The organism is Flavobacterium endophyticum, from assembly GCF_003634455.1.
In the GTDB taxonomy this organism is placed as follows: Bacteria; Bacteroidota; Bacteroidia; order Flavobacteriales; family Flavobacteriaceae; genus Flavobacterium; species Flavobacterium endophyticum.
In genome coordinates this window covers 1316885-1343080 of record NZ_RBLC01000001.1, presented here as the reverse complement: position 1 = coordinate 1343080, position 26196 = coordinate 1316885, and the positions used below count along the sequence as shown (strand labels likewise).

Annotated in this window: 28 protein-coding genes; 5 read left to right on the top strand and 23 right to left on the bottom strand. The window is 38.6% G+C overall.

Going from position 1 to position 26196, the window contains the following annotated elements:
* Positions 1 to 6: 6 nt before the first annotated feature.
* Complete coding sequence (gene fabF, locus CLV94_RS06195) at positions 7 to 1260, bottom strand: beta-ketoacyl-ACP synthase II (RefSeq protein ID WP_121375549.1); 1254 nt, start codon at positions 1258 to 1260, stop codon at positions 7 to 9.
* 178 nt (positions 1261 to 1438) lie between these two features.
* Complete coding sequence (locus CLV94_RS06190; RefSeq protein ID WP_007137004.1) at positions 1439 to 1675, bottom strand: acyl carrier protein; 237 nt, start codon at positions 1673 to 1675, stop codon at positions 1439 to 1441.
* A 175-nt stretch (positions 1676 to 1850) separates the two neighbouring features.
* Here CLV94_RS06190 and purN point away from each other — a divergent pair, with 175 nt between their 5' ends.
* The 3 genes from purN to rnhA are packed head-to-tail and all read left to right on the top strand — an operon-like array spanning position 1851 to position 3492.
* The gene (purN, locus tag CLV94_RS06185) at positions 1851 to 2411 is read left to right on the top strand and encodes a phosphoribosylglycinamide formyltransferase (protein WP_121375548.1); all 561 of its coding nucleotides are present in this window, start codon (positions 1851 to 1853) and stop codon (positions 2409 to 2411) included.
* Positions 2412 to 2413: 2 nt separating this feature from the next.
* Positions 2414 to 3013: a hypothetical protein gene (locus CLV94_RS06180; RefSeq protein ID WP_121375547.1), complete on the top strand. Its 600-nt coding sequence runs from the start codon at positions 2414 to 2416 to the stop codon at positions 3011 to 3013.
* A complete protein-coding gene (gene rnhA / locus CLV94_RS06175) occupies positions 3013 to 3492 on the top strand; it encodes a ribonuclease HI (RefSeq protein ID WP_121375546.1) in 480 nt (159 codons plus the stop codon). The genes CLV94_RS06180 and rnhA overlap by 1 nt, the downstream gene beginning before the upstream one ends.
* A gap of 61 nt (positions 3493 to 3553) precedes the next feature.
* Here rnhA and CLV94_RS06170 read toward each other — a convergent pair whose 3' ends face one another.
* The 20 genes from CLV94_RS06170 to CLV94_RS06070 all read right to left on the bottom strand — a co-directional run bounded on the left by CLV94_RS06170 (position 3554) and on the right by CLV94_RS06070 (position 21578).
* The gene (locus CLV94_RS06170; protein ID WP_121375545.1) at positions 3554 to 4036 is read right to left on the bottom strand and encodes a hypothetical protein; all 483 of its coding nucleotides are present in this window, start codon (positions 4034 to 4036) and stop codon (positions 3554 to 3556) included.
* 155 nt (positions 4037 to 4191) lie between these two features.
* Entirely contained in the window at positions 4192 to 4659 is a 468-nt protein-coding gene (locus CLV94_RS06165) for a hypothetical protein (RefSeq protein WP_121375544.1), read from the bottom strand.
* 121 nt (positions 4660 to 4780) lie between these two features.
* Positions 4781 to 5236 carry a hypothetical protein gene (locus CLV94_RS06160; RefSeq protein ID WP_147406595.1) on the bottom strand — a complete coding sequence of 152 codons (456 nt, stop codon included), beginning with the start codon at positions 5234 to 5236 and terminating at the stop codon, positions 4781 to 4783.
* A 186-nt stretch (positions 5237 to 5422) separates the two neighbouring features.
* Positions 5423 to 5806 (bottom strand): hypothetical protein, encoded by a 384-nt coding sequence (locus CLV94_RS06155; RefSeq protein ID WP_121375542.1) that lies wholly within the window; start codon positions 5804 to 5806, stop codon positions 5423 to 5425.
* A gap of 6 nt (positions 5807 to 5812) precedes the next feature.
* Positions 5813 to 6184 (bottom strand): hypothetical protein, encoded by a 372-nt coding sequence (locus tag CLV94_RS06150; RefSeq protein ID WP_121375541.1) that lies wholly within the window; start codon positions 6182 to 6184, stop codon positions 5813 to 5815.
* Between the two features lie 18 nt (positions 6185 to 6202).
* On the bottom strand, positions 6203 to 6574 hold the full coding sequence (locus CLV94_RS06145; RefSeq protein WP_121375540.1) for a hypothetical protein: 372 nt from the start codon (positions 6572 to 6574) through the stop codon (positions 6203 to 6205).
* 5 nt (positions 6575 to 6579) lie between these two features.
* A complete protein-coding gene (locus CLV94_RS06140) occupies positions 6580 to 7029 on the bottom strand; it encodes a hypothetical protein (protein ID WP_147406593.1) in 450 nt (149 codons plus the stop codon).
* 212 nt (positions 7030 to 7241) lie between these two features.
* A complete protein-coding gene (locus tag CLV94_RS06135; protein ID WP_147406591.1) occupies positions 7242 to 7784 on the bottom strand; it encodes a hypothetical protein in 543 nt (180 codons plus the stop codon).
* Positions 7747 to 8544, bottom strand: a complete 798-nt coding sequence (locus CLV94_RS06130; RefSeq protein ID WP_262671980.1) for an RHS repeat-associated core domain-containing protein — start codon at positions 8542 to 8544, stop codon at positions 7747 to 7749. Before CLV94_RS06130 ends, CLV94_RS06135 begins: the two co-directional genes overlap by 38 nt.
* 41 nt (positions 8545 to 8585) lie before the next feature.
* Positions 8586 to 8882 carry a hypothetical protein gene (locus CLV94_RS06125; protein WP_121375536.1) on the bottom strand — a complete coding sequence of 99 codons (297 nt, stop codon included), beginning with the start codon at positions 8880 to 8882 and terminating at the stop codon, positions 8586 to 8588.
* A gap of 4 nt (positions 8883 to 8886) precedes the next feature.
* Positions 8887 to 9186: a hypothetical protein gene (locus CLV94_RS06120; RefSeq protein ID WP_121375535.1), complete on the bottom strand. Its 300-nt coding sequence runs from the start codon at positions 9184 to 9186 to the stop codon at positions 8887 to 8889.
* A gap of 74 nt (positions 9187 to 9260) precedes the next feature.
* Positions 9261 to 9833, bottom strand: coding sequence for a hypothetical protein (locus tag CLV94_RS06115; RefSeq protein WP_121375534.1), 573 nt, complete (start codon positions 9831 to 9833; stop codon positions 9261 to 9263).
* A gap of 30 nt (positions 9834 to 9863) precedes the next feature.
* Entirely contained in the window at positions 9864 to 10313 is a 450-nt protein-coding gene (locus tag CLV94_RS06110) for a hypothetical protein (protein WP_121375533.1), read from the bottom strand.
* Positions 10314 to 10733: 420 nt separating this feature from the next.
* Positions 10734 to 11246, bottom strand: a complete 513-nt coding sequence (locus tag CLV94_RS06100) for a hypothetical protein (protein ID WP_121375531.1) — start codon at positions 11244 to 11246, stop codon at positions 10734 to 10736.
* A gap of 23 nt (positions 11247 to 11269) precedes the next feature.
* Positions 11270 to 11797 (bottom strand): hypothetical protein, encoded by a 528-nt coding sequence (locus tag CLV94_RS06095; protein WP_121375530.1) that lies wholly within the window; start codon positions 11795 to 11797, stop codon positions 11270 to 11272.
* 180 nt (positions 11798 to 11977) lie between these two features.
* On the bottom strand, positions 11978 to 12460 hold the full coding sequence (locus CLV94_RS06090) for a peptidase associated/transthyretin-like domain-containing protein (RefSeq protein WP_121375529.1): 483 nt from the start codon (positions 12458 to 12460) through the stop codon (positions 11978 to 11980).
* Positions 12461 to 12535: 75 nt separating this feature from the next.
* Complete coding sequence (locus CLV94_RS06085) at positions 12536 to 13195, bottom strand: IS1 family transposase (RefSeq protein ID WP_121375528.1); 660 nt, start codon at positions 13193 to 13195, stop codon at positions 12536 to 12538.
* A 261-nt stretch (positions 13196 to 13456) separates the two neighbouring features.
* Positions 13457 to 13969: a hypothetical protein gene (locus CLV94_RS06080; protein WP_121375527.1), complete on the bottom strand. Its 513-nt coding sequence runs from the start codon at positions 13967 to 13969 to the stop codon at positions 13457 to 13459.
* Positions 13970 to 13971: 2 nt separating this feature from the next.
* Positions 13972 to 20634 carry a DUF6443 domain-containing protein gene (locus CLV94_RS06075; protein ID WP_147406589.1) on the bottom strand — a complete coding sequence of 2221 codons (6663 nt, stop codon included), beginning with the start codon at positions 20632 to 20634 and terminating at the stop codon, positions 13972 to 13974.
* 194 nt (positions 20635 to 20828) lie between these two features.
* Positions 20829 to 21578 carry a hypothetical protein gene (locus CLV94_RS06070; RefSeq protein WP_121375525.1) on the bottom strand — a complete coding sequence of 250 codons (750 nt, stop codon included), beginning with the start codon at positions 21576 to 21578 and terminating at the stop codon, positions 20829 to 20831.
* 437 nt (positions 21579 to 22015) lie between these two features.
* On the opposite strand from CLV94_RS06070, the gene CLV94_RS06065 reads away from it, so the two are divergent.
* Positions 22016 to 22951 carry a PfkB family carbohydrate kinase gene (locus tag CLV94_RS06065; RefSeq protein WP_121375524.1) on the top strand — a complete coding sequence of 312 codons (936 nt, stop codon included), beginning with the start codon at positions 22016 to 22018 and terminating at the stop codon, positions 22949 to 22951.
* A 182-nt stretch (positions 22952 to 23133) separates the two neighbouring features.
* A complete protein-coding gene (locus tag CLV94_RS06060; protein WP_121375523.1) occupies positions 23134 to 25032 on the top strand; it encodes an amidophosphoribosyltransferase in 1899 nt (632 codons plus the stop codon).
* A gap of 470 nt (positions 25033 to 25502) precedes the next feature.
* Here CLV94_RS06060 and CLV94_RS06055 read toward each other — a convergent pair whose 3' ends face one another.
* Positions 25503 to 26111: a superoxide dismutase gene (locus CLV94_RS06055; protein ID WP_121375522.1), complete on the bottom strand. Its 609-nt coding sequence runs from the start codon at positions 26109 to 26111 to the stop codon at positions 25503 to 25505.
* Positions 26112 to 26196 lie beyond the last annotated feature (85 nt).

Below are 26196 nucleotides of genomic sequence, written 5' to 3'. Positions count from 1 at the left end.
CGAATATTATAAGTCTAGTTTTTTCACCAAAACGCAAGCGTTGTGTCCGCCAAAGCCAAAAGTATTGCTCATGACCACGTTCATGTCTCTTTTTTGAGCCTTGTTAAAGGTAAAGTTTAGTTTTGGATCAATGTTTTCGTCATCCGTAAAGTGGTTGATTGTCGGAGGAACTATACCGTATTTGATAGATAAGATCGAAGCAATTGTTTCAATCGCTCCGGCAGCACCTAGCAAATGTCCTGTCATTGATTTGGTCGAATTCAGGTTCAACTTATACGCATGTTCTCCAAATACATGCTGAATCGCTTTTGATTCTGCAATATCGCCAAGAGGAGTAGAAGTACCGTGCATGTTCACGCCGTCTACATCTTCTGGTCTCAAGCCAGCATCTCTCAAGCAGTTCAACATTACATTTTTAGCGCCTAATCCTTCTGGATGCGGTGCCGTGATATGATGCGCGTCAGCAGACATACCGCCGCCGCCAATTTCACAATAAATAGTTGCGCCACGGGCAATAGCGTGCTCATACTCTTCAAGAATCAAAGCGCCCGCACCTTCGCCAAGAACAAAACCTTCACGGTCTTTATCCATCGGTCTTGAAGCCGTTTTAGGGTCATCATTTCTTGTAGAAAGCGCATGCATGGCATTAAATCCGCCCATTCCGGCAATTGTCACGGCAGCTTCAGAACCACCAGTAACCATTACGTCGGCATGATTAAGTCGGATATAATTGAAAGCGTCAATAAGCGCATTCGTAGAAGACGCACACGCAGAAACTGTCGTGAAGTTCGGTCCTCTAAAGCCGTATTTTATAGAAATATGGCCACCAGCGATATCGGCAATCATTTTTGGTATAAAGAAAGGGTTGAATTTTGGTACGCCACTTCCTCTCGTAAAGTCCATTACTTCCTGTTGGAACGTTTCAAGACCTCCGATTCCGGAACCCCAGATTACCCCAACTCTGTCTTTGTCTAGTTTGTCAAGATCAAATTTGGCATCTTTTACAGCCTCGTCAGACGACACGATAGCATATTGCGCATAACGGTCCATTTTACGGGCTTCCTTGCGGTCTATAAAATCTTCTGCATTAAAGTTTTTCAGCTCGCATGCAAATTTAGTTTTGAAATGAGTGGTATCAAAATAAGTTATAGGAGCAGCACCGCTGACGCCATTGATCAGTCCGTCCCAATATTCTTGGACGTTATTTCCAATGGGTGTCAAGGCACCTAAACCAGTTACTACAACTCTTCTTAATTTCATACTTACAATTTTATAGTTATAAATTTATATAAAAAATACCCATGCTTTCTTCTTAGTCATAAAAAAGAGACAGGGGTATTGCATAATATCTTAATGATTGAAAGCAATCAAGGATTGAATCTTTTGTAAAAATAATAACTCCCGTGAACTCAAGGAATGCACGGGATGTTAATTGTTATTATTTTTTTGCTTCTTCTATGTAAGAAATTGCTTGACCTACAGTAGCAATGTTTTCCGCTTGGTCGTCTGGAATTTGGATATCAAATTCTTTTTCGAATTCCATAATAAGCTCAACAGTGTCTAATGAATCAGCTCCTAAATCATTTGTGAAGCTAGCTTCTGTTACAACTTCGTTTTCGTCAACGCCTAATTTGTCTACGATAATCGCTTTAACTCTTGATGCAATGTCTGACATAATCTTTTAATTTTTGAATTTAATTGTTGGCAAAAATAAAAAACTTTATTTTAAAACAACGTTTTAGTTGATAAATGTGAGTACTAATTTAAAAAAAATATTTCACAAAGCCCCCTAAAATGTATTTAATATCATTTATTATTCTTTTTTTTGTGCCATAATTAACGACGTCCCAATGAAAAAAATCATCCTGTTTGCTTCGGGTTCGGGTTCCAACGCTGAAAACATCATCCGATATTTTCAGGAGAAAAAGACCGCCGAGACAGTTGCGGTTTTTTCAAACAACCCAAATGCCAAAGTCCTAGAAAAAGCAGCATATCTTCAGGTTCCGACTCATATTTTTACAAAAGAAGAGCTCAATACAGGAAAAGTACTGGAAATTATTGCCGATTTAGAGCCCGATTTGATCGTGCTGGCTGGTTTTTTATGGAAATTTCCAAGCGATATTATAGCAAAATACCCTAACAAGATTATCAATATCCATCCGGCCCTGCTTCCAAAATATGGCGGAAAAGGAATGTATGGCATGAATGTGCATAAAGCCATTTTAGAGAATAAAGAAACGCACTCCGGAATCAGCATCCATTACGTAAACGAAAACTATGACGAAGGCGCTATGATTTTTCAAGCGGAAGTTGAAGTAAGCAGTTGCACGACTCCTGAAGAAATAGCGTTAAAAGTGCAGGAATTGGAGCATATCTATTTTCCTGAAGTTATTGAAAAAAAACTAAATTAATTATGAAATCATTATTGTTTCTTTTGCTGCTTCCCATTTTTTCCGTTTTTGGACAAGATAGATTTGAAGTTGAAAACATAGGCTTTTCAATTCAAGTCCCTAAAGGCTGGACAATATCAGAAGAAAAGGAAGTGTTGGAAAACATCAAAAAATTCGATTTCAATACTAAACAATTGAATGAACTAATCGTAAGTGATAGAGGAGGTTTGAATTTAGTGACTTACACAAAATACAATCCTAAAAAATATGCTGGAATAATCCCTACGATAAAAATTAGAGTTTTGAATACAAACGCTAAAAACATTGAAGACCTGTTGAAATCTGTAGAAATGTCAAATGTTGAAGCTGAAAAAGTACTTGATGATTTTACTTTTGCGAAGAAACCTTCAGTCGTTAAAATTTCAAAAAATGACGCTATTTCATTTTCAGTCAATTTTAAATTGAAAAATGCCAATAATGAATATAAAATCAATAGTGATAGTTATTATATCCTAAGAAAAGGATATTATATATCAATAAATTTTATTGAACAATTAGGTAAGGAAGATAATTCAGAATTATTCAAAACTTTAGTAGAAAGCATAATATTAAGGAATCAATAATGTCCCACGAAGTACACATCTATACCGACGGCGCTGCCAAAGGAAATCCAGGTCCCGGCGGCTATGGCGTAGTGATGGAGTGGGTAGGCAAGCCCTACAGAAAAGAATTCTACGAAGGTTTTCGCCACACCACCAACAATAGGATGGAACTTCTGGCGGTTATCGTAGGATTAGAAAAGCTCAAGTTTCCCAATACCAAGGTGTTGGTTGTTTCCGACTCAAAATACGTAGTAGATTCCGTCACCAAAGGCTGGGTTTTTGGCTGGGAAAAGAAGGGTTTTAAGGATAAAAAGAATCCCGACCTTTGGATGCGCTATCTCAAGATCCACAGAAAGCATCAGGTCGATTTCAAATGGATAAAAGGACATAACAACCATCCGCAAAACGAACGCTGCGACCAATTGGCAGTTATGGCATCAACATTGCCTAATTTGTCTGTGGATGGGTTTTATGAGCGGGAAGAGAAGGGGCTGCTATAATTTAAAAACAACGGATATGACATCTGCTGTTTTATTTGAAATTGTTTTAAATGTCTTCTGTCTAATTTAAATACGATTTCCCATTTGCAACCAAAACAATGGGACTATTGTTGCTAATTTTAAATAAATAATTATACGAAGTCCCATAAGATAATTCCTCTGAAGAAGGCATATCAGAATTAATAGTACTATCAAATTTTCGTAACTCACAATACAAGAAATCTTCTTGTTGTATTGAAAAAAAGCATACATATTTGGTTTTCTTGCTTAACTTATTGTGTTTTGGACCCACTGCATTCTTTTGATTTCGTTTAAAATTTAAGTTATAAAGCTTGCTCTTTTGAGATAATGAATCCCTAACCTGATCAATCTTTTTTAATTCATACTCGCTGTGTTTTTTCATCTCATCGTAATCAGTAATGTGTTTTTTTTGAACCATTCCAAGAGATAGTGTTTCTAAATTAAAAAGGATAGTTTCATCAGAAATAAAAATAACTTCTTTTTTTAAGGGGAGGTCTTTACTGTTATTGATAATCAGATTCACGGCTTGCTGGTAAATGTCAGTATTGCCCTACAGTCTAGACTTGCAAGAATTTATAGTTAGTGATAAATTTATTGCTAGCAGTAATAATACATATTTATATATGATTCTCATGATTCATTTGCCTCAGATTGCTAAACCTATTGAATCTTGAATAATTAAGGGCTATCTGTAATACCAACAGAATGTATTGAAAACAAAATTAAAAAGTAAAACTCTAATCCTGTATTCTCTTCAAAGCTAAAATAAAAAAAGGTTTTAGAATCTTTTTCATCCCACTGGATTTTCCCAATATAATTCTCGTCTAGATATAGTTTCCCTATGGTTTTTTTGAATGGATTGTTAGCAAACTTTAATGATAAACTTTTTCCGTCTACAATTAAATTATAATTTAATCTTTGCTTTTTAATAATTACAGTTTTCTCTAGGCTTTGAGATAAAATTTTCACTTTCCAATATAAAATAGTAAACTCAGAAGTATAAAAGCTAAAAATGAGTTTCTCTTTTTTATATACATTACAAATGCTTCTTATCCCCAAAAGCAATCTCTTTCTTTTTACTGTAAATAATAATAAATCAGTAGCATAATATTCCGAATTGTTTTTAAAAAATACAGTCTTATACATCCTAGATTGTAATTATTTGTTTTTTATAGCTAAAAACTATTTGTTACGCTAAATTCAATAATGCTACTTAATTCTTCCTGAACCAAAGTAATAAGCTTTTTTGTTTTGCGTGTTCAGAAAACTACTCAACTATAATTTTTTTCTTGAAATAAATAATTGATGTCGTTTTTCTGTCTTCGCTACATCCGCTAACAACAATTTTTCTACCCTTTTTGAGATCTATTAGAAATTTGTCGCTATTGTTGTTTCTAATTACTTTTAACATGATTTCCTTTTTTAAATCAAGATACATTTCTTTTCGGGTTTCAGATTTATTACTGTTTTTTATAATAATTCCTTTATTTTTTCCTACAGAATAATATTCAGTATATATATCTGTAACTCCTAGAGAATTTGATGTTAAATTAGTAATATTTATAATTTCTTGATTATTAATAAGAACTTTTAGAGTGTCATTTTCAAAGCAATCATGTATCCCGATATATAAGTCTGAATCATGAATTGCCATTCTTCTTTCTATAGATTTGCATCCTAAAATAAAAAGGAAAAATAATGGCAAAAATAAAAATGTTCTCATCTAATCTGTTTTTCTTTCTCTAGCATGTCTCTGTAGTTAAGAAGAGTTTCAGGACCATGCCTTAGAGACGATCAACGGGTCGCCTCTTTTATTAAAAATCTATAAACTTGTATTCTTTTCAGTTAGTTATATTGCTGTTTTATAAAAACACCTAATATAAAACATTACCATCTATTATGCTTCCTATTATTTTTCTTTAGAGAAACTAGCTGATGATTCTCCATCTGGACTAATATTTAAAAAATTACCATTTATATATAAAATTCCATTACCAAATTCTTTAAACTTTTCGCCTTTCTCGTTAAAGTTTTTCCATTCACTTAACTCTATGTAGCAATATCCATTAGTGCTTTTTTCCCAAGTTCCTTTACTAGTGAGTTCAATCGTTCCCTTTTTGTAGTAATGAAAAAATGTTTTACTTTCATTAATAACAATAAAATTAATTGCTTTTTTGTCGTTAAAACAGAAGTACTTTCCTGATACATCATTACAATTATTTGTGTCAACACAACTGCTAAAAAGTAATACAAACACTAAAAAATTAAATGTTAGTTTAATTGTATTTTTCATAAATATTTAATTTTTAATTAATTTGAACTCTTGATATTTTACTTCATAAACGAAAAAATATTCGGATTTTGAGTTTGTTCCAATAATTATATTAGTTTTCCAATCAAGTAATTCCCTTCCTTCATAATCTCCTAGCGTCTTATTAGTCTTTTGAAAAATATCATGTAGTCCAGCCTTGCTAGTAACTGCATAAAATTGGTCACTAAATAGTTTTTCTGCTCTGGTAAAATCTTTTTGCTTGATATAAGAATACAATTCTTCAGTAACTTTTTCCGCATCTATTTTGTCTGATTCACGATTAATACTGGTTTTATTAAAATTGCAACTAATTAAGCATAGTGTGAAAATAAGACTAAAAGATAGGAGTGTTTTTTTCATAAATTGAAAATCAAATGTTTACTTTTTAATATCATTATAATCTAAAATTTCTAGTAAATTATTATTACGGTAATGCTCAATCTTTAATGAACCTTTCTTTTTTGAAATAGAATCACCAACCTGAAATTTATCGTCCCAGATTGGAGATATGCCCAGTGCTGTGTCTTTAAGCTTTATAAATTGAGTGTTGTGATTTTTTACATCCCGATAAATAAATATTATTTTTGATTGCATATTGATTTTACTTTGAGCTTCTAAAAAATGCTCAAAGGGCGATTTCGGGTCAAACCATAAGTCATATCCTATAAATGATAAGATAATAGATAAAGTGATGAAGATTATACCAAATAAAAATATTTTCACTTTACGAAGTACCATATAATTATCCATATAGATTATTTAATTAAAATAGAATTTTCTTTGACAAACTCGATATCTCTCTTTACAGAAGTTATATAAATTTGACCTAGGTAAAGAATACCATTTTTGTTACTAAAAACAACCTCTTTATTATCAGAGTCAACTTTTACCGAATCTCCCCTTTTTAAAATATCGGATACTGTCGTATAAATTTCTGCTACAGAATCTTTTATGGCATATGGGAATAAATATTTTTCATTAATTATTGGGTTAAATTTTTTATCATTTGTTTCGTTGATTTTAAGAGTAATTACTCCGAATGTATGGTTTTTAGAAATTTTTAAATCGGTAATAATTCCCGAAAATTTAATGTTATTTGACATTAAATGTGATACTTTCTTTTCTTTATCCGAATTCTTGTTCTGAATAATCGAAGCTATTATTAATAAAACGATTATAATTACGATACTATATTTGTATTTCATGTTTACCATATTTTCATGACCTATTTTGATACACTAAGATATAACAAAAGTCTTTTTAGTCTTAAAAAGTAGAGTCGACCATTTGGTCGACTCTGTTTATTTAAAAAAAAAATTAAAAGCACATTGTTTTTTAGGTAGTTATCTTGATAGTTTATAAAAATACTTAATATGATACATTATCACTCTTGGAATGCTACCCAGCCATATATTAATTATTGTTCTACCACAATTACTTTATGTGTGGCTCGAACTTCATTCTCTATATAGCGAACCTTATCATTTGGTTTCTTCGAGCTTATTAATGTATCGATAGCAATATGGTCGTTTATTATGCCATCCAGATAATGTACACCTAATTCTGTAAATTTAATCCCATAAATTGGGATTGTCCTATTATCAGTTGCGCCAAAAGTGTCAAGCTTCATTTTTTTAAGCTCTTCTATTTTGTAATTAATACTTTTTGTCCTTTTCATGTAAAATAAGATATATCTGCTCTTCTGTTCATTATCAAAAGTTGTAGTGATAGTATCTAAAACACTTCTGTAATTTATTTTTCCATTATATATTTTATTTATATAAATAGTATCTGGAAAATCGAAATCAAATTCTACAATATCATTTTTAAATGTTTTTAGACTATCTGTTTTTTTATTTATAGTTTCTTTTTCCTTGTTTAAATTCTCTTTGCAAGAAACTATGAACAATGAAAAAAATAAACTAACCACCGTTACTATTATTACGTTTTGCTTCTTCATAAGCTTTTCTTTTTTCTTTAGCATCATTATTGCGAACTTTATTAATATCTTCTTTTTTTACAATTGTATCTTTTTTGAATGTCTGAACTTGTGATGGATTATTACCTATAACAGGCACAGCTCTAGAATTTTCAGTTTCAATAGTGACTTCGTCTCCTTCATTAGCATCGCTCATTGTGGGATTCGTTGTCTTATTGGTCGTAACGGTATTGCTCTTCGTATTGTTACTGCCACTATCATCAGTAGGAAAACCTCCGGGCGTTAAAAAGGTAGCTAACTGTACAAGAACGTCTACTTCAGCGGTTTTTACATCTCTACCTCCTTGGGGTTTTTTAACAATTCCTTTGTTGGCATTGTCAGGATTTTTAACTGTCAAGTCAAATCCGTTACTGATACTTGTGCCCTTTGCCTTAAACCAATTTGCCGCATGTGTAAAACCTGTTTTTTCGCCAGCCTTAGACAGGTCGTATTTTATTTCAGCAACCTGTTTATTCACATAGGTCTTGACATCTTTTACAGTTGTTTTAACACTTGCTTTTATACTCTTCCAAGAAGGCCACGGCCACATTCCGTCAGGGTCGATAAAATACACAGGGTTGTCCATAGCGTAGGCATACGGCGACCATCGTCTTCCTTGTTCCGCCGCCGGGTCCATATTCATCCACCTACCGATGGCAGGGTCGTAGTTCCTCGCGCCATAATCATACCAATCCAGTCCCATCTCGTCCTGGAGCTCCTTTGCGTTGTACTTGTACTTAATAAGTACTAAAATCTTTTTATCTATTCATAACTTTACAAATTTTATTGATTTTTTTCAATCCAATAAGGGATAATTTCTTCCGTAGCGTTTTCTTTCAATAATGTAGGATGCTGTGAGTCATGAATGTTTAGATATAAAATATACCTTGTAAACCCTTCTGAAAAATCTTGGTCACATTTTAATTTAGTACCTTTTTTAATAAGTCCTAATTCTTTGTGACTATAATCACTTGGGAGCTCCACATAAGCTTCTTCGTCAAAAGATATTTTTTTTGACCCTATATATCCAATAACAATACCGACAAATAAAATAATAATAGTTTTAAATAAATTTTTCATGTAGTTAGCTTTTTTTCTCTTTTTTCTTCTCTTCCTTCTTTTTTGGAGGAGGAGGTACATAGGTAGTTATGGTTATTCCACCCTTTTTATAGACCGTTCGTGATAATCCTAATTTTTTATAATTTTTCTCTAAAAAGCTTAATGAATTTCTTGAGTCATGTTCCTCGCCAAGCCAATTTTCTTCAATTAGACTTAGTCCATCTGTTGACATAGTACAACAATTATTGTCAAATATGTCATAGTCTTCTGATAGCTTATACGATGTTTTTATTTTTTCGGTCACCCTTTTTATTTTTTGTTCCATTTCTTTAGTAGGATTGATTTTTGATTCATAAATAAAAAACCACCCAGTTATGGGTGGCTAGTTTTGTTCGAAAATCATTTATTACATCCAATCTTGTTAGATTCTGTGAGATATTTTATTAGTTCAGGATACGTGCTAAAATTAATTTTTTCACGCTTAGAAATATTCATACCATTACTCTTATAAATATTTAGTTTAACTGAACTGGAGACCTTTTTACTATGATTGTATTCTATACAATTCCATGTACTGCCATAAGAGGAAAGACTACTCCAAAAGTACCCTGTAAATATTGGTTCTTTATTTTGACAAATTGCAAACTTTATGCCATGCTTCATAGAAGATTTAAGGCTTATAATTTTGTTAATCGCCTCTGCAGATAATTCTATTTTTCCTGAAAGAGTATCCAAACACAAGATTTCTTTACTTACAATTAAAGGGTTTTCATTCAACAAATTCTTTGTCACTTCGAATTTTGGAGCATAGGTAAATTCTTTTTTTACTGAATCATACGGAACCTCAATCTTTTCCTCACTTGATTTGAGTGTGTAAATTTCAATTTCGGATTTTTCAACTATTTCCCGACATGAAAAGCTAAATAGTAAGGCAATAAAAAATAAGAGATTGGCTACTTTGTTTAAACTCATAGTGTAAAGAGGATTTTTCAAAGCTATAAGTTATTTTACGCTCTCCAGATAAGTAGCTTTTATTGTGCCATTTTCCTTTAATTTCTCCATATTAGTTTTTTCTGAAAATAAAAGAAATGTATCCATATCATCAATTGCATTGATAACAACCTTATGTTCTTTCTCATCAACATAAAAACTAAAATCTGAATTATTTTTTTCTCTTGAAAAAGCTCTGTTTATTAGCGGTTTTGAGATATATTTTTGCTTCCCGACCAGAATGGAGATGCTATCAATATTATCGATACTAAAAAACTTCTTTCTTTGATTGTCATTAGGTATAAAATAATTTATACCTCCGTATTTTGTCGTATAAAATATTCCAGAAAAGGTATTGATACTATTTCCGTCATTATATACTGCAATATCAATATTATCCTTTTTTTGACAAGCATTTAATATTAAGATGGATGCTATTACTAGTAAATTATTTATTTTCATTTTTTTTATAGTATTTAACGTCTTCCATTGTGAAATTTGTTCCTTGGTGGTCGGCATAGTTATAGACATATCCCGACTTTCCTTCCGATGCTCTCACATACCCTTCCGCGGTCGGAAAGAACTTCAGCGCTGTCCCCTGATAATGGAAACCCGCCCACATAGTCCATCGACATGATGCCGACGCCTCCAGCCACGCTTCCAGAAGCATAGGGGGCATCCTTGCGCACCTTCCTGCCGTCTGCAGCATAAAGATACTCAATTTTACATTACCAATTATTCATTATAATCTTTGATTTAAGACATAATTTAAAATAAAAAGACAAGCAATATTGCTTGTCTTTTTTGTGAATAGAATTAATTTTATTGGGATGCTTGTTTTTTTAAGTAAAGATATAATTACTAAATCTGATACATTACCGATTATTTAAAAATAATTTTCTTTTGAGTAATATTTATAAGATAGCAATCTTGATTGTCTTCGTAATACCTACCACTTCCTAAAAACAAAATTTTATCCCATCCCTCAAAATAGTCACTGGCTTTTTTTTGATTAGAAAAATTGAATAATCCTATATAAATAATACTGTCGTTTGAACTATTTGTATATCCAGCATATTGTCTATAGTACTTAAAGAATTTATTTTTGACCTTTTTAGGTTCTTTCAGCTTTGTATCTAGTTTATGGTTTGATTTAAAGCTATCCAATACTTTTGTTCTATATTCATAATAGCTTGAAAAAAGCAAATCTTCTGCCTGTTTAATTTGTTTTAGAGTAGGAGTAAAAGGCTCTTTATAATCAGATTCTATAAATGGATATTTATAATTTTTGTCAAATATTACTCCTTTGCCATCATAATATTCTTTCAAGGTAATTATTTGAGGCAATTGTAATCCTATAAATGTGCTGGCGATTAAAATAAGTGCTTTTTTCATATAATTATTTTATAACTCTTGGTTTAATCACAATTTAATTTTGGGACTTTATAATCTCCCATTCCTTTATTTGTAGTTACTTTTTTATAGTTCTTCAGATTTCTTTTGCAGAAATAATATTTAGCCCCTTTTTTTGCATCATCAATAATAAATTCGGCATGAGCAACAGTTTCAACAGAATCTATTAAATTATAATCATTGAGCTTGTAAATAATCTGTTCATTTGACTCAAAATTCTTGTCATTCCAATAAAACAGCTTTTTTTCATATTCTAAATATCTATTGGGTAATCGACTCCTCTTCCCGTCTTTTGTTATGATAAATTTACCGACGCTGCTTAATAAGCCAATACAAATTATTTCATCATTTATTTCTTTAATATCAACAATAAAAGTGCTGTCATTTTTGGCTAAAGAACTTTTATGACTGAAATCAATAATCGCATTTGTGATTGCAATTTCATATCCTCCATCTGATTTTATTGTTGATTTCCAAGAATTGCACGAAGAAAAAACCGTCAAGCCAACACAAATTACAAAATATTTCTTCATTTTAATGATTGTTATAAAGTGTAGTTTGCTAATACTTTTTTGAATATTCTTGCCAATCTTTAGGATGAGTTCTTTTTATATCGTTTAGAATATAATCCGATAATGGTTCTTTGCTGTAATCTAATCCTCTTTTCTTTAAAAATTAATTACTAATTTACACAATTGAATACATTACCGGCGTCAATACTTCTTAGGCATTACCTCATATTTAATTTTTCTTACAATAGGTATAAACTCTTGCGAATAACAAGCTTTTTCTGTTTTAAATATGCCTTTCTCAAATGCTTCTTTATGTAGTTTTGGTAGCTTCTTGAATCTTTTCATTCGAAGTCGGTCTATCTTCTTGAGAGTCATAAAATCATAGGTGTCGCTTAACATTATTACAACCTCAACTTCATCACATTTATTTAAAAGCTCTATACTTGTCGGATCCAATCCAACAGACCCGAAAAATATTTTTTTCACAGAAATAGGAATATCTATTTGGAAATAACCGTTTAGATCTGTTTTACCAATATTAATCGAATCATTGATCATAATTGACACTCCTGGCATCGTTTCAAAAAACTCAGAAATCACTCTTCCTTTAATCGTTTTATTCTGAGAATAAACACTACATATTGAAATACTGAGTAACGCAATGATAAATAATAATTTCTTCATTTTTCTATTAATTTTTTAGGCATCCTGAAACTCCTTCCCGTTGTACTTATACTGCTAAATGTATTAAATTTCCATTTAGCTCCAAAAATAAATCTTTAAGACAGCATTCAAAATAACAAAGCTTTTTGAGAAACAGATTGTTCTTCTGCTCAGTCTTTTCAGATGCGTTCGCAAAGTAAGATTCTTTCTTTCAATGTTGTTTGTGCCAAAACGTTTTACAGAATGTAGCTCTGTGTTAAGTAAATAGCGATAGTTTTTTAGCCCGTCGGTAAATATTTTTCTTGCATCTGAAAGTTTCAAAGTATCTATCACACGGCTTAATGTTTTGTTTGTCCGCCTGCCGATATTAAAACCGACTACACTTTTAGACTCCTTTTCTAGAGCATAGACCAGCCAGACAAAATTACGCTTATGCCTGACATAGGTACACATCTCATCTACTTCATAAGTTTTGTCCTTGCTGATGATTGGATGAGAAATGTTTCTGGCGATTGAGATAATTCTTTTCAATAAAGTCGTAGTTGAAATTTTTAATATTCTCGCAGTGCTTCTTATTCCTAAGCCTTCTTTAGTAAACGAAACTATCTCCTTGTTTAAATTTCTTCTATAAGCCTTATATTCATACTTTGACTGCTGTCTCTTTTTACAAATACAGCATTTGTAACGCTGTTTTCCATTAGATTGAAATCCATTTTTTATACAGTCGCCATTACAAAAATTGCATTTTATTTCCATGACCTAATTTGATACACTAAGTTAGCATTAAATCATTTTTAAGCTTTTTAAGACTCTAAAAAATAAAAGAGACGACCCAATTGGTCGTCTCTTTTTACTTGTAAACTTTAAATTCACATTCTTTATCAGGTAGTTAGGTGGCTATTTTATAAAAACACCTAATCTGATACATTACCTGTCTTTTTTGTGAATAGAATTAATTTATTGGGATGCTTGTTTTTTTAAGTAAAGATATAATTACTAAATCTGATACATTACCGATTATTTAAAAACAATTTTCTTTTGAGTAAGATTCATAAGATAGAATTCCTGATTGTCTTGATAATATTCACCACTACCTAAAGATAAAGTTTTATCCCATCCCTCAAAATATTGATTGGCTTTTTTTTGATTAGAAAAATTGAATAATCCTATATAAATGATACTATCGTTTGAATTATTTGTATATCCAGCATATTGCCTATAGTACTTAAAGAATTTATTTTTAACCTTTTTAGGTTCTTTCAGTTTTGTATTTAGTTTATAGTTTGATTTAAAACTATCCAATACTTTTGTTCTATAATCATAATAGTCTGAAAAGAGCAAATCTTCTGCCTGTTTAATTTGCTTTAGAGTCGGAGTAAAAGGTTGTTTATAATCAGATTCTATAAATGGATATTTATAATTTTTGTCAAATATTACTCCTTTGCCAGAATAATATTCTTTTAAGCTAATTAATTGTGGGGCTTGAATCCCTATAATTGTACTTGCAATAAAAATAAAAATCTTTTTCATATTTAATATTGATAAGGTATTAGAATTGTTGTTGTTCCTGTTGTAACAGGAACAAGATTTATGCCAGAAGAAGAATATTGAGTTTGTAAATTTACTGATGGAACAGTTAGCTCATTATAAAAATATAGGCTTTGTCCCAACTGATTTATATTTTGACCTACTGGTTGACCATTGTCACCCATTCCATAATTCTCACGTAAATTAAGACCATTTTCACTTCTAACTTTATTTTCCCAATGCATTGCGAAGAATTCGTTCGCAGGAATATTTCGCCCTTTTATAACTCCAATGCTATTGTCGTTCATTATGCCATCTAAGCCATCAAGCGCATGGCCAAGTTCATGGGCTAATCCAATATATGATGGCCTACTATTGCCTGCGCTATCTTCGTTAGAATTATTCCAATTTACTTTTCCAGAAAGCCCAAAGGAAGCATTTAGTCCTTCACTAATCATAATATTTTTTGAAGTGTTTTGGAGCGTGCTGATTAAATCATTTCCGGAATTTCCTCCATTTCTGATTTGGTCTAATGCAGCTATGGCTTTTCCTAAGAAACCGCCAATAGTTTTGTTGCCATTTTTATCGACTTTAAGGTTTTTACCATTATAAGGTTCCCATTTTCCTGTTTTCGTATTTCTAGAATATAGGTTCCCATTATCATATTTAACATAGGACTTGTCTTGTTTAGAATATATCATAATACTATCACCTTTAATATCATTAAAAATAATAGGATTATTAGCCCCATATTGATATGGGCTTAGGTTATAATATTTTTCAGTAAATCTATCCATATTTAAGAATCTACCAATCGAGGAATCATAATTTCGATTGCCGAAATCATAAACATTTAAATTAAGTTCATTCTGTAGTTCCTTCCCATTATACTTATAATTATACGCAAACTGCGGCACGGGATCGACAGCGGCAGCGGCAGCCATCAGCATAAGCCCAGGCCCAGGGTCCTTCTCCTTAAAGGCAAGCTGGTCCGAGTTGTAATTCGCATGCTTGAGCCCGAACGGATAGTAGTGGCTTTCCTCAATAATTTTAAGAGCGTTCGGGTTTTCCGGATCCTGCGCATAGCTCAGGCGGATGTTCCCCAGATGGTCCGTATAGTTGTACACGTAGCTGTAGGCAAAGCCCACCTTGAGTGCCGTGGCCTGGACATAGCCCTCTGCGGTCGGAAAGAACTTCAGCGCGGTACCCTGGTAGTGGAACCCGCCCAGATAGTCCATCGACATGATGCCGACGCCTCCGGCCACGCTTCCAGAAGCATAGGGGGCGTCCTTGCGCACCTTCCTGCCGTCCGCGGCATAAAGATACTCAATTTTCCACGATTCCGAGCCGAATACGATTTTTGTCGGCAGGTTCAGGTGATTGTAGGTGATGGATGTGATGCCCTTGTTCTGGTCGGAGGTCAGGTTCCCGAAGCCGTCATAGGCATAGTCGTCGTCCGGATCGGTAATCCCGTCGCTGTCGTCGTCAAAGCCCTGCGGGCTTAGGGAGGTATCGAGTACCTTGCGCAGCAGGTTCGGCTTCTGCGCATCGTAGGTATAGGACAGCACGTCGATGCCCTGCGCGGCGATATGCGAGTCGGTGCCCCCGTTTCGGTTCAGCGATCGGATGTTCCCGTTCTTGTCATACAGGATGTCCTCGTTATACGAATGGGTGGCCTGCCCGTTTTTCTGGTAGAAGGCCCTGTTCAGGCGGTTCAGGGCGTCGTAGGCATAATCGTAGCTTCTCAGGTGGCTGTCGCTGGCCGTCTTCCAGAAAGTCTCCGCGATATTGCCGTTATACAGGGGCTTTACCTCATAGCCGGTGGTGTTTTCGACCTGTCCGTAATTGATCTTAAAGGAGAACAGGTCCAATGGAGCTCCTGTCTGGGTAAGCGAACCGGTATCGTTGATGGCCTTCAGCCACCCGCGGATGGTATAGGCATAGTCGACTTTCTGGAAGGCAGCATTCCCAGTCAGGTCGGCACCGCCGACTTTTTTGGAAACCAGCTGCCCCCGCTCGTCATACTCGTTCTTGGCCAGCAGCTCGGTAGGGTTGCTGTTGACCTTATGCGTATGGGTGAGCAGTCGGTCTTGGTCGCTATACGTAAAATCCTCGCGTACGGTCATCACGGTGCCTGTTACCGCTCTTCTGTGTGTAGCCACGGTATAGAGCGTCTTTCCGGAAAAGTCGAGCTTTCTGTCGGCCTGTGTATAGCCGCCGAGATAGTTGTCAGCCCATGTGCGGATCGGCCGTGCCTTGTGGTCATAGAGCATATAGGAAGTCTCTCCTTTTACCAGCGCAGATGTTTCCAGTATCCTGGTCCAGGCCCCGGTCGGCAGTCCTGTCGGCTTTACGGACAGGTTATAGTAGACGGCCTGCCCTTCTACATCAGAAAAAGAAGTAGGAGCTGCAATATAGTCGTAATCGTCATAATAGCTCACGGTGAGCACATGCCATCCCGTTCCCGTAGGCCATGCCGTGTTGGTATAGCGGAAGGCCACCCCGTTTACCCTCGTGCTGGAGGCCGATTTGGCCTCGCTCAGGTTGCTGACCTGTGCATCGCGAGCCGCCTGCAGGGTGGCACGTTCGGCACTGGTCACGGTGGCCGGCATCCATCCGGTATAGGCAATGCGGCCCAAGGCGTCGTATTTGGTAAAGAGCCATCCTGTACCCGTCAGGTTGCTGAAAGGCGACAGTGCAGGCCCTGTGGCAATCACCCTCCCAAGATTGTCATATACTATAAGCTCCCAGTCTTTTCCAGGCAGTTTCTTTTCTACCAATCGGTTGCGCTTATCGTAGCGGTACTGGTAGCACAGACCGTCAAGATCCTGCGTGCTGCCGCTGCCGTCAGATAATGGAGGCAGCACAAATGTGAGATTGCCGAATTGGTCGTACACATAATAGGTATCGTGCCAGCTCTCGCTCGGACTGCCGCCGACGATGGAAGAGCCGAAGGCGCGCTTCAAGACGACCCTTCCTTCCTTGTCCTTGAACTCCTGCGCTGTATGGCTGTTGCCGGAAGCCGGCGTCCAGTTCTCGTCCTTGGTGACGGTCTTGTAGAGCTCTCCGATCGCATAATTGCCCTGCTGCGAGAGCGTGGCCGGATAATAGCCGTTGGCAAGCGCTCCGGCAGAGGCTTTATACTGCTTGACTTCGTCGGTGCCGTTGGCCAGGTAGTCCGTCTTTACCTCATGTCCCGATCCCATCGCCCAGGCATCGCCGGGCGCTGCCTGCTTCAGCACGCGGTTGAGCGGGGAGGCCTCGAAGAGCTTCTGGCTGAACGGATTCGCGGTCGTCTCAAATCCTGCCACGGCTGGCGAAGGCAAGCTGGCATAGTAGGACAGGGCTGCATTCTCTGCATTGCCATCATAGGCCAGCGAGGCGGAAGTGGTCGGATAGGGCAGGTATTCTTTGGCCTGCCTTCCCAGGGCATCGTAGACGATAGGCGTCACCAGGTCCTTGCCGGTACCCGACTGCTTATGCGCGCGTTGCTGTATGGGTCTTCCCAGCCCGTCGAAATAGGTGATGTTCTGCGTTGCTTGTAGTGCAGTAGGCATAGGCAGGCTTGATGACGTTTCAATTTTATAGGTCGTCGTCTTGATATGGTTCTGGTCCGTCGGAGATGCCTTATAATGGTATTCGTTCTCAGAAAGCAGTTTTCCATTGCGATCATAGATACTCTTTAGTCGGCCGAAATCGTCATAGTCGTAGCGGATACGATCATTCTTTGAGTCGGTAATGATGCTAGATCCAAGAAGCAATTTATGGCTGTAGGCAGATACCTGTGCTGCCGACAGTTCGGGCGCATTCCTTAGGTTTTCTAGGGCGGTCAGTAGGTTAGCCTCCACATACGGCACGGCATCAGAAGCAGTCTGTATGGCGGTAATCAGGCCGGCAGGAATAGCACTATAGGCTATGTTCTCGATCTTGGCGACTAGCTGTGTCTTGTTATAGCCCCAGATATATGAGATTTTCATGCCGTTTTCTTGTTGTATTTCCAGAGGATTTCCGGTCAAGACATCTCTAGCATTAAATCGGATTTTGGTTTCCAATACCTCCTTAGCTTTGGAGACTTGGACAAGTTCGGGAGCCAATAGGCTGCCGCCCCAATTCTTATAGATGATTTTTTGCTCAGAAAGTTTGTCTGTATTACGGAAACGTTCTGTTTTTAATACTCCGTCGACCATATTCTTGGCCAGTAATGCTGCGGTATTGGGTTCGCCTGGCAGTTCGTGCGCATAATAATAGTCGGTGCGTTCCTTGCTGCCATCAGAAGTAAACTTTGTCACGGTTTCCGGTTTCAGTAGCGTCGGGTCCAATATTGTTACCGATTTTTCCGTAATCGTGGCAGAAGGAGTGTAGCTATATAAGTCAGACTTGGTATAAGATTTTCGGATATAATCGCTGTTGACATAAAAATTCGTAGCCCCTTGTCGCGAAGAATAATAAAAATACTGCAGGGTGTTGGCCTGTGCGATTTCATAATAATACTTGTCCTTTTTTAGGAGCCTTCCTTGGCTGTCATACACTTCAGAATAATTCAGGAGCCCATCGTCCAATACCGTAAAATACTTCCACAGGTCATAGCTGCTGCCCGTTGAAGACGGATTCTTGTCATAAGGCGTATAATAATACAATTTGGTATAGCCGTTGTCGGTTCCTCGCGTAATCTTTACGTTTTTATAGAACACCTTGCCCTGCTGGTTTTCTTCATCCATGACTTTTTCAAGAATCAGCTGCCCGCTGGAGCTGTATGGGTCGTTAAAATCTTCATACGCATAAGCCGTAGAGGTGCTCGCAACCGCAGCGCCGCTATCGGCAAAATGGCTGATCTTCTTGATACGCAGTCCGCCCTCATAAGCCCATTTGCGCAACGGCTGTGCCGGTTTCCCTTTGATAAAAGTATAGGTGCCGTAGCCGCCGTAGTTGCTGATAAGGTTTAAGGAATGTGTTCCCGCTTCCAGCCTAAACTTCCGGATTTTAAGGCATTGGTCATTAATGACGGTACTTTCGATGACGGCACTGCCCTTCTTGATCGAATAGTCGATAAAAAGCGGATCATTCAAGAATTCCGAAGGATAAGGCGTCCCATGAAAAAGCACATACAGTTCTGTAGGCTCGGTCAGCGTAAACGGAAAGCTGGCGTTCCCCACATGGCTGTCGTAGTCGTATTCGCCGATAAGCTCATAGGTCCTGTTTTCAGGATTGATATTGCTCTCATATATCCAGCTCTGGTCGCTCGGCTGGAATGTATAAGTATTCGTGTTCTGGTCCGTAAAAAGGCTTTCGTTAAAATTATCGTCTGTGTTCAGGTTCTCAAAGCTAAGGTTGCTGGCCACATAGTCCACATAGTTCACCTTATGAGGCTCAAAATCAAATTTGACCTGCCCTCCTGTCGGCAGGGTAACGCTTTCAAGCACGCCATGAGCGGCCGACTGCGGATTGCGGCCAAAAATAGCATCAAGGTTGCACGTATCGATTATTTTCGAAAAGCCATAGAGGTCGGTCTCATGGATAGCAGCAGTCTGCAGGTTATAGGCAAACTCAAATTTTTCTACAGGCACATTATTTTTGTCGGCAATCTCAAACTTGCTGAGAAAACGCACCAGATCCGGCCTGTTGATCTTGGGCTGGTGGTTTTGCATCGTATAGCTAAAGTTGCAGTATTTGATGGCCTCGCCATAGGTGTTCTTCAATACGATAGAATTCAGTTGCGAGATATCGTTTCGCGTATGCTCGAGCGATGTATTGGTGCCAAAGCTGAATTCAAGCTTTCCGATGCCTGGAGACGTTATGCTTTTGAGCTTGCTGACAGATTCAGACTTTATCGTAGATCCCGAAGGAGTAGTAAAATAGACTTCCTCATACTGGAGATTGGCGATTTCCGTTCCGGTCGTATCATAAACCTTGGTAAGGAAAAAGGCACTCCTGTAGGCCATAGGAACAGGGTTCAAGAGCTGTACGTTTGTGACGGTGTTTATCCCATAGTTGCCAAAAACATATTTCATGCCCTTTTCATCAGTAATCGTAAAAGAATCGATCTCCAATCCCGGATAAGCCGAATTCACGAATTCAAATTTCAGCTTGTTAGGCTTTAGGTTCAGGATAGAATAGGCGCCGGTAGCAGCATCCCTGTTGATCTTGAATTTGCCGGACTGTCCCGGAAGATTATAATAATATTCGTCATCAAAGGTAGCATTGGCCGGAATGCTAGGCCTGGTGTTATACCTTCTGTCAGGATCTCCTACTACTGCTACAGAAATGACGCCGGCACCAAAAAGGCTCCATCCCAATCCCACATCAGAAGCCGCATTAAAGTGCGAAATGTTGTTAGGATGGTACTGTAGGGCCAGGTCAAAGCTCGTATTTCCCGATCGGGTCGGTAGCGAAAACAGGGGATATTGGATATTGGGAATCCCGGTATAAGCATCCACGGGTATATCGACATAGGTCGAAAAAGAAGAAGCGGTAGGCGCCTGGGGGGCAGCTGCAAAGCCGGGATCTTCTTCCTGTGCCTGTAGGCTCAAGGTAGCAAACAATAGGGCCGGCAGCAAGGTTGTTTTTTTTAAGCCCGATAAAAAGGGAGAGGCTAGTAAGGATGCTTTAGCATTAAGCAATGCGCATGCGGCGGCCAAAAGGTGCGCCTTGGAGGGTTGGAGGAGGGTCATGTGCTTGTCTTTTATTAAGTTATGGCTTGTTAAATCGTCTTTAATATAACGGCAAAGAAATAAATTTATGATAGAATTATATAACAAATGATAAGAAAAAATATAAAAAAGAATAAATAAGTAAAAGTAAAACGAAAAGGGATGTCAGAAAAAGCCCCTGCTAGCAGGGGCTTTTAAAAACAATGCCCTAAAGGCTAGGCCGTTTCCAGTACGTGCAGCACATTATGCGACCCGTTTTTTAACGGATACTGCACCCCGTTGACCTCTTGAAAAAACTCAATCAGCAGCAGGTAGATCAGTACGCCATTGCCCGCAGGCAGGCCCGGCGGTTCCAGCGAAAAATGAGCCGCTTCTGGTGCCAGTGCCGCGTTCTGGATCTCGCTGGCAGAAAGGCCATATGTCTTGCCGGTCAGGTCGATCTGCAGCACGGCCGCCTGCATCGAATAATGCGTAGCGCCGCTTGGGCTGCTCAAATGCTCAGACGCTTTAAAGCCGCTAAAGCTGATGGCGCCGGTGGCCGTATCCAGCGCTTTGTCCGAACGCAGCACGCTGTCCATAGTGGCCTTGCCGTTAAAGTCAAACCCCTTCAATAGCGATTTCCCCTGCGCGGTTTCCAATCCCTTCGCTACGCTGCGCTGTCCGCGCGGCGACACTAAGTCGTTGTTTTTCACCTTAGAGAGCACGCTGGTCAGGCGGCTCGTAAGCTTGCCGTCTTTCGCTCTAGAAATCAAGCTCCTCGCAGCCTGGCGGAATAATTTTCCTGCCGTAGCACACTCTCCAAATTCCGAAACATTCTCGCGTGTTCGGATAAAAGCAGGATCATGCAAGATCCTGTTGCGGCTTACGCCGCCTTTCTTGCGCACGCGGTATCCGTCCGTGCTTTTGTAAAACGTTAGGCTCTCTAACGTACCCTCGATCTTTAAGATCCCATCTTGTTTTGCCATGATAAAATAATTTAATGTTAGAAGACAAACGTATAAAATATAAGAATATAATACAAATAATTATTATATTATTTTCATATAAAAAGAAGATTTAAGTCAAAATAGCTATAAATTAAGCGATTTTATGGCATGTTAGATAATAGAAAATATTCTAACAGCATAGAATGGTTTTTTACGGCTTCCTATATGGTTACTCCATAGATACTCCACGGATACTCCATAGATAGTCCATGTAGAGTCCATGTCAAGGACAGCGAAAACCAAATTGTGGCGATACGGTATTTCAGCTTCCAGACAATTCAGGCGCTTGCTGAAGAATAGAGTATTGGTAAGTGGCTAAAATACAGGCCGCTATCTTAATGAAACTTTGTGAAGCACGGGCGTTGCAAGTTTGCAAGTTATAAAGTATCTTTGCGCCTTAATTCGAAAATCTAAAGATGAATAAATTATTGATTGTTGGAACGGTAGCTTTCGACGCTATAGAAACCCCTTTCGGAAAGACAGATAAGATTTTAGGCGGTGCCGCGACATACATCGGATTGTCTGCCTCATTCTTCAACCTTAAATCTGCCATAGTTTCTGTTGTGGGCGACGACTTCCCTCAAGAATATTTAGATCTATTAAAAGACAGAAACATCGATATCTCAGGATTAGAAATCGTAAAAGGCGGCAAGACCTTCTTTTGGAGCGGACGCTACCACAACGACCTGAACTCCAGAGACACCCTAGATACGCAGCTCAATACATTGGCCGATTTCCAGCCAAAAGTACCGCAAGAGTTCAAAGACGCCGATGTCGTGATGCTGGGCAACCTGCACCCGTTAGTACAGGCCAGCGTTTTAGACCAGATGGAAAAAGAGCCGAAATTAGTAGTGCTCGACACCATGAACTTTTGGATGGACTGTGCGCTTCCAGAACTGCTAGACGTCATCAAGCGCGTTGATGTCATTACCATAAACGACGAAGAGGCACGCCAGTTGACAGGAGAATACTCTCTAGTAAAAGCAGCCGCAAAAATCCATACCATGGGACCGGAATACGTGGTCATCAAAAAAGGAGAGCACGGAGCCCTGTTGTTCCACGGAAAAGAAATTTTCTTTGCGCCGGCCCTGCCGCTCGAAGAAGTCTTTGACCCGACCGGAGCAGGAGACACCTTTGCAGGCGGTTTTGCAGGATTCATCGCGCAGAGCGAAAACGTATCCTTCAAGAACATGAAAAATGCAATCATCTACGGTTCCAACCTCGCTTCGTTCTGCGTAGAAAAATTCGGGACAGAAAGAATGGTCGGACTCGAAAAAGCCGCAGTGCACGAAAGGCTGCAGCAATTCAAAGCCCTGACCCAGTTTGATATCGTAGTAGAAAATAACGGATAAGACCGAAGCCTCATGATGGGGCTTTTTTTAATCCATAAACACACCTTGTATACGCCATAGAACAGACAAGCTGTCAGAGAAAAGGCTCTTAAAAAAGAAGCCCGACCCCTGATCGTTCAACAAAAAGTACTTCGGTACAAAAATTGCTTTAATAACACAACAACTACAACAACACAACAACAATGAGCGACGCTTTAAAACACGAGTGTGGTATTGCCCTTTTAAGACTTAAGAAGCCGTTAGAATTCTACAAAGAAAAATACGGTTCCGCATTTTACGGAGTACAGAAGATGTACCTCCTCATGGAGAAACAACACAATAGAGGGCAAGATGGAGCCGGATTTGCCAGCATCAAGCTCGATGTAGAGCCGGGCGAACGATACATCAGCCGCGTGCGTTCCAACGACCCGCAGCCCATCCAAGACGTTTTTGCCCAGATCAATGCCCGCATCAACGAAGAGCTGTCGCAGCACCCAGAATATGCCGACAGCGTTGAACTTCAGAAAAAAAACATACCCTATATAGGCGAACTCTTCCTGGGCCACGTGCGCTACGGAACGTTCGGAAAAAACAGCATCGAAAGCGTGCACCCTTTCCTGCGCCAGAACAACTGGATGCACAGGAACCTTATCGTTGCCGGAAACTTCAACATGACCAACGTAAAAGAACTTTTCGACAGTCTTGTAGAACTCGGGCAGCACCCTAAAGAAATGGCAGACACCGTGACCGTAATGGAAAAGATCGGCCATTTTCTAGACGATGAAGTTACCGGACTCTACCAAGACTGCAAAAACGAAGGCTTTTCTAAAAGAGACGCTTCTCCAGTCATTGCAGAACGCCTTGATGTCGCAAAAATACTCCGCAGGGCCTCAAAAGGCTGGGACGGCGGGTATGCCATGGCAGGATTGTTCGGACACGGAGATGCTTTTGTCTTTAGAGATCCGGCAGGAATCCGTCCGGCCTATTTTTACGAAGACGATGAGATTACCGTAGTAGCTTCAGAAAGACCCGTTATCCAGACCGTATTCAACGTGCCGTTCGAAAAAGTACAAGAACTCGATCCGGGCCATGCCTTGATCATCAAGAAAAACGGAAAAGTTTCCAAAGAAGAAATCATAACGCCAACCGTAAAAAAAGCCTGCTCGTTCGAAAGAATTTATTTCTCTCGCGGTAGCGATGCCGAAATCTACCAAGAAAGAAAAGATTTAGGAAAATTGATCCTTCCGGCCGTTTTGGACGCCATAGACCAAGACACAGACAACACCGTTTTCTCTTACATCCCGAACACGGCAGAAACCTCCTTTTACGGAATGGTCGAAGCCGCTCAGGATTTCCTCAACCAGAGAAAAAACAACTACATACTCGAAAACAGGAACACGCTTACCAAAGAAACGCTGCAGCAATTGCTCGAAGTAAAGATCCGTACCGAAAAAGTAGCCATCAAAGATGCCAAGCTCCGTACCTTCATTACCGAAGACAGCAGCCGCGACGATTTGGTAGCCCATGTCTACGACGTGACCTATGGCGTAATTAAGCCGACCGACAACCTCGTCATCATCGACGACAGTATCGTAAGAGGAACCACGCTCAAGAAAAGCATCATCAAGATGATGGACAGGCTCAATCCTAAAAAGATCGTCATCGTCTCTTCCGCACCGCAGATCCGCTACCCAGACTGCTACGGAATCGACATGGCCAAGCTCGAAGGGCTCGTAGCCTTCCAAGCCGCTTTAGAACTATTAAAAGAAAGAAACCTCTACCACATCGTAGACCAGGTCTATGCCAAATGCAAGGCGCAAGAAAACTTCAAAGACAGCGAAGTAGTCAACTACGTCAATGAAATCTATGCTCCGTTCCAGCCACAAGAAATCTCAGACAAGATTGCCGTGATGCTGAGTTCAGAAGGTATCAAGGCCGAAGTCAAGATCATCTTCCAGACCGTAGAAAACCTCCACGCCGCCTGTCCAAAAAACCTAGGCGACTGGTATTTTACAGGAGAGTATCCGACGCCGGGAGGAAACAGAGTAGTCAACAGGGCTTTTATGAACTTCTACGAAGGAAAAGACTCAAGAGCCTATTAAAAAAACACAAGATGTTGCAGTTGGTCGACTTTATGAAATAGTTCGTCTATTTAATTTTGTCGGTTAGCGCAAAATATAGTATATTTGGGGTACCATAGCATTAGTAGGTTAAGTTTATGGTAGATTTGGGGCAAAAAGGGTGGAAGAAATTCCGCCTTTTTTATTTTTAGCCCTTAGGCAGCAACGCCTGCCGTGTTCCCTCCGAATCCATTTTCAAGCCGTTTGGCACTCCCGTCAAGGCCCATTTCCGCACTTTATCGATTATTTTATTCGTTCAACAGAAATAGTTGCACGGCAACAAGCACACCACTACATTTGGAGAACCATAGCATTAGTAGGTTAAGTTTATGGTAGATTTGGGGCAAAAAGGGTGGAAGCAATTCCACCTTTTTTATTTTACGATGCTGTGAAAAGCACAAAAAAAAGCGTCCCAAACAATCAGGACGCTTTTTCGCTTAAGGGGGAAAATACTATTTCTCCAAAGCATATCTTCTCGAAACCTCTTCCCAATTGATCACATTGAAAAAAGCCTCGATATAATCAGGTCTTCTATTTTGGTAATTCAAATAATACGCATGCTCCCAAACATCCATGCCTAAGATCGGAGTACCGCCGCAGCCCACATCCGGCATCAAAGGATTATCCTGGTTAGGCGTGCCGCAAACCTCTAGCTTGCCGCCCTTGTGAACACAAAGCCAAGCCCATCCAGAACCAAACTGCGTAGCGCCCGCCTTAGAAAACTTAGCCTTGAACTCCTCAAAAGTTCCAAAGTCCCTCTCGATAGCATCCAAAAGATCCCCTTTAGGAAGTCCGCCGCCAGTAGGAGACATCACCTTCCAAAACAAGTTGTGGTTGTAGAACCCGCCCCCGTTATTGCGGACAGCAGCATTCTTTTTGTCAAGATTGATAAGAATATTTTCGATAGTCAAGCCATCTAGATCAGTGCCCTGAATAGCCGCGTTCAAGTTGGTTGTGTAAGCATTATGGTGCTTTGAATGATGAATTTCCATTGTTCTAGCATCAATGTGAGGTTCCAGTGCATCATAAGCGTACGGTAATTTTGGTAATTCAAAAGCCATAGTATATATTTTTATTCAGATTAATAAATATTTTATTCAAAATTAAACATTTAACTTTGGAATAAGAAATACTATTTTGTTATAA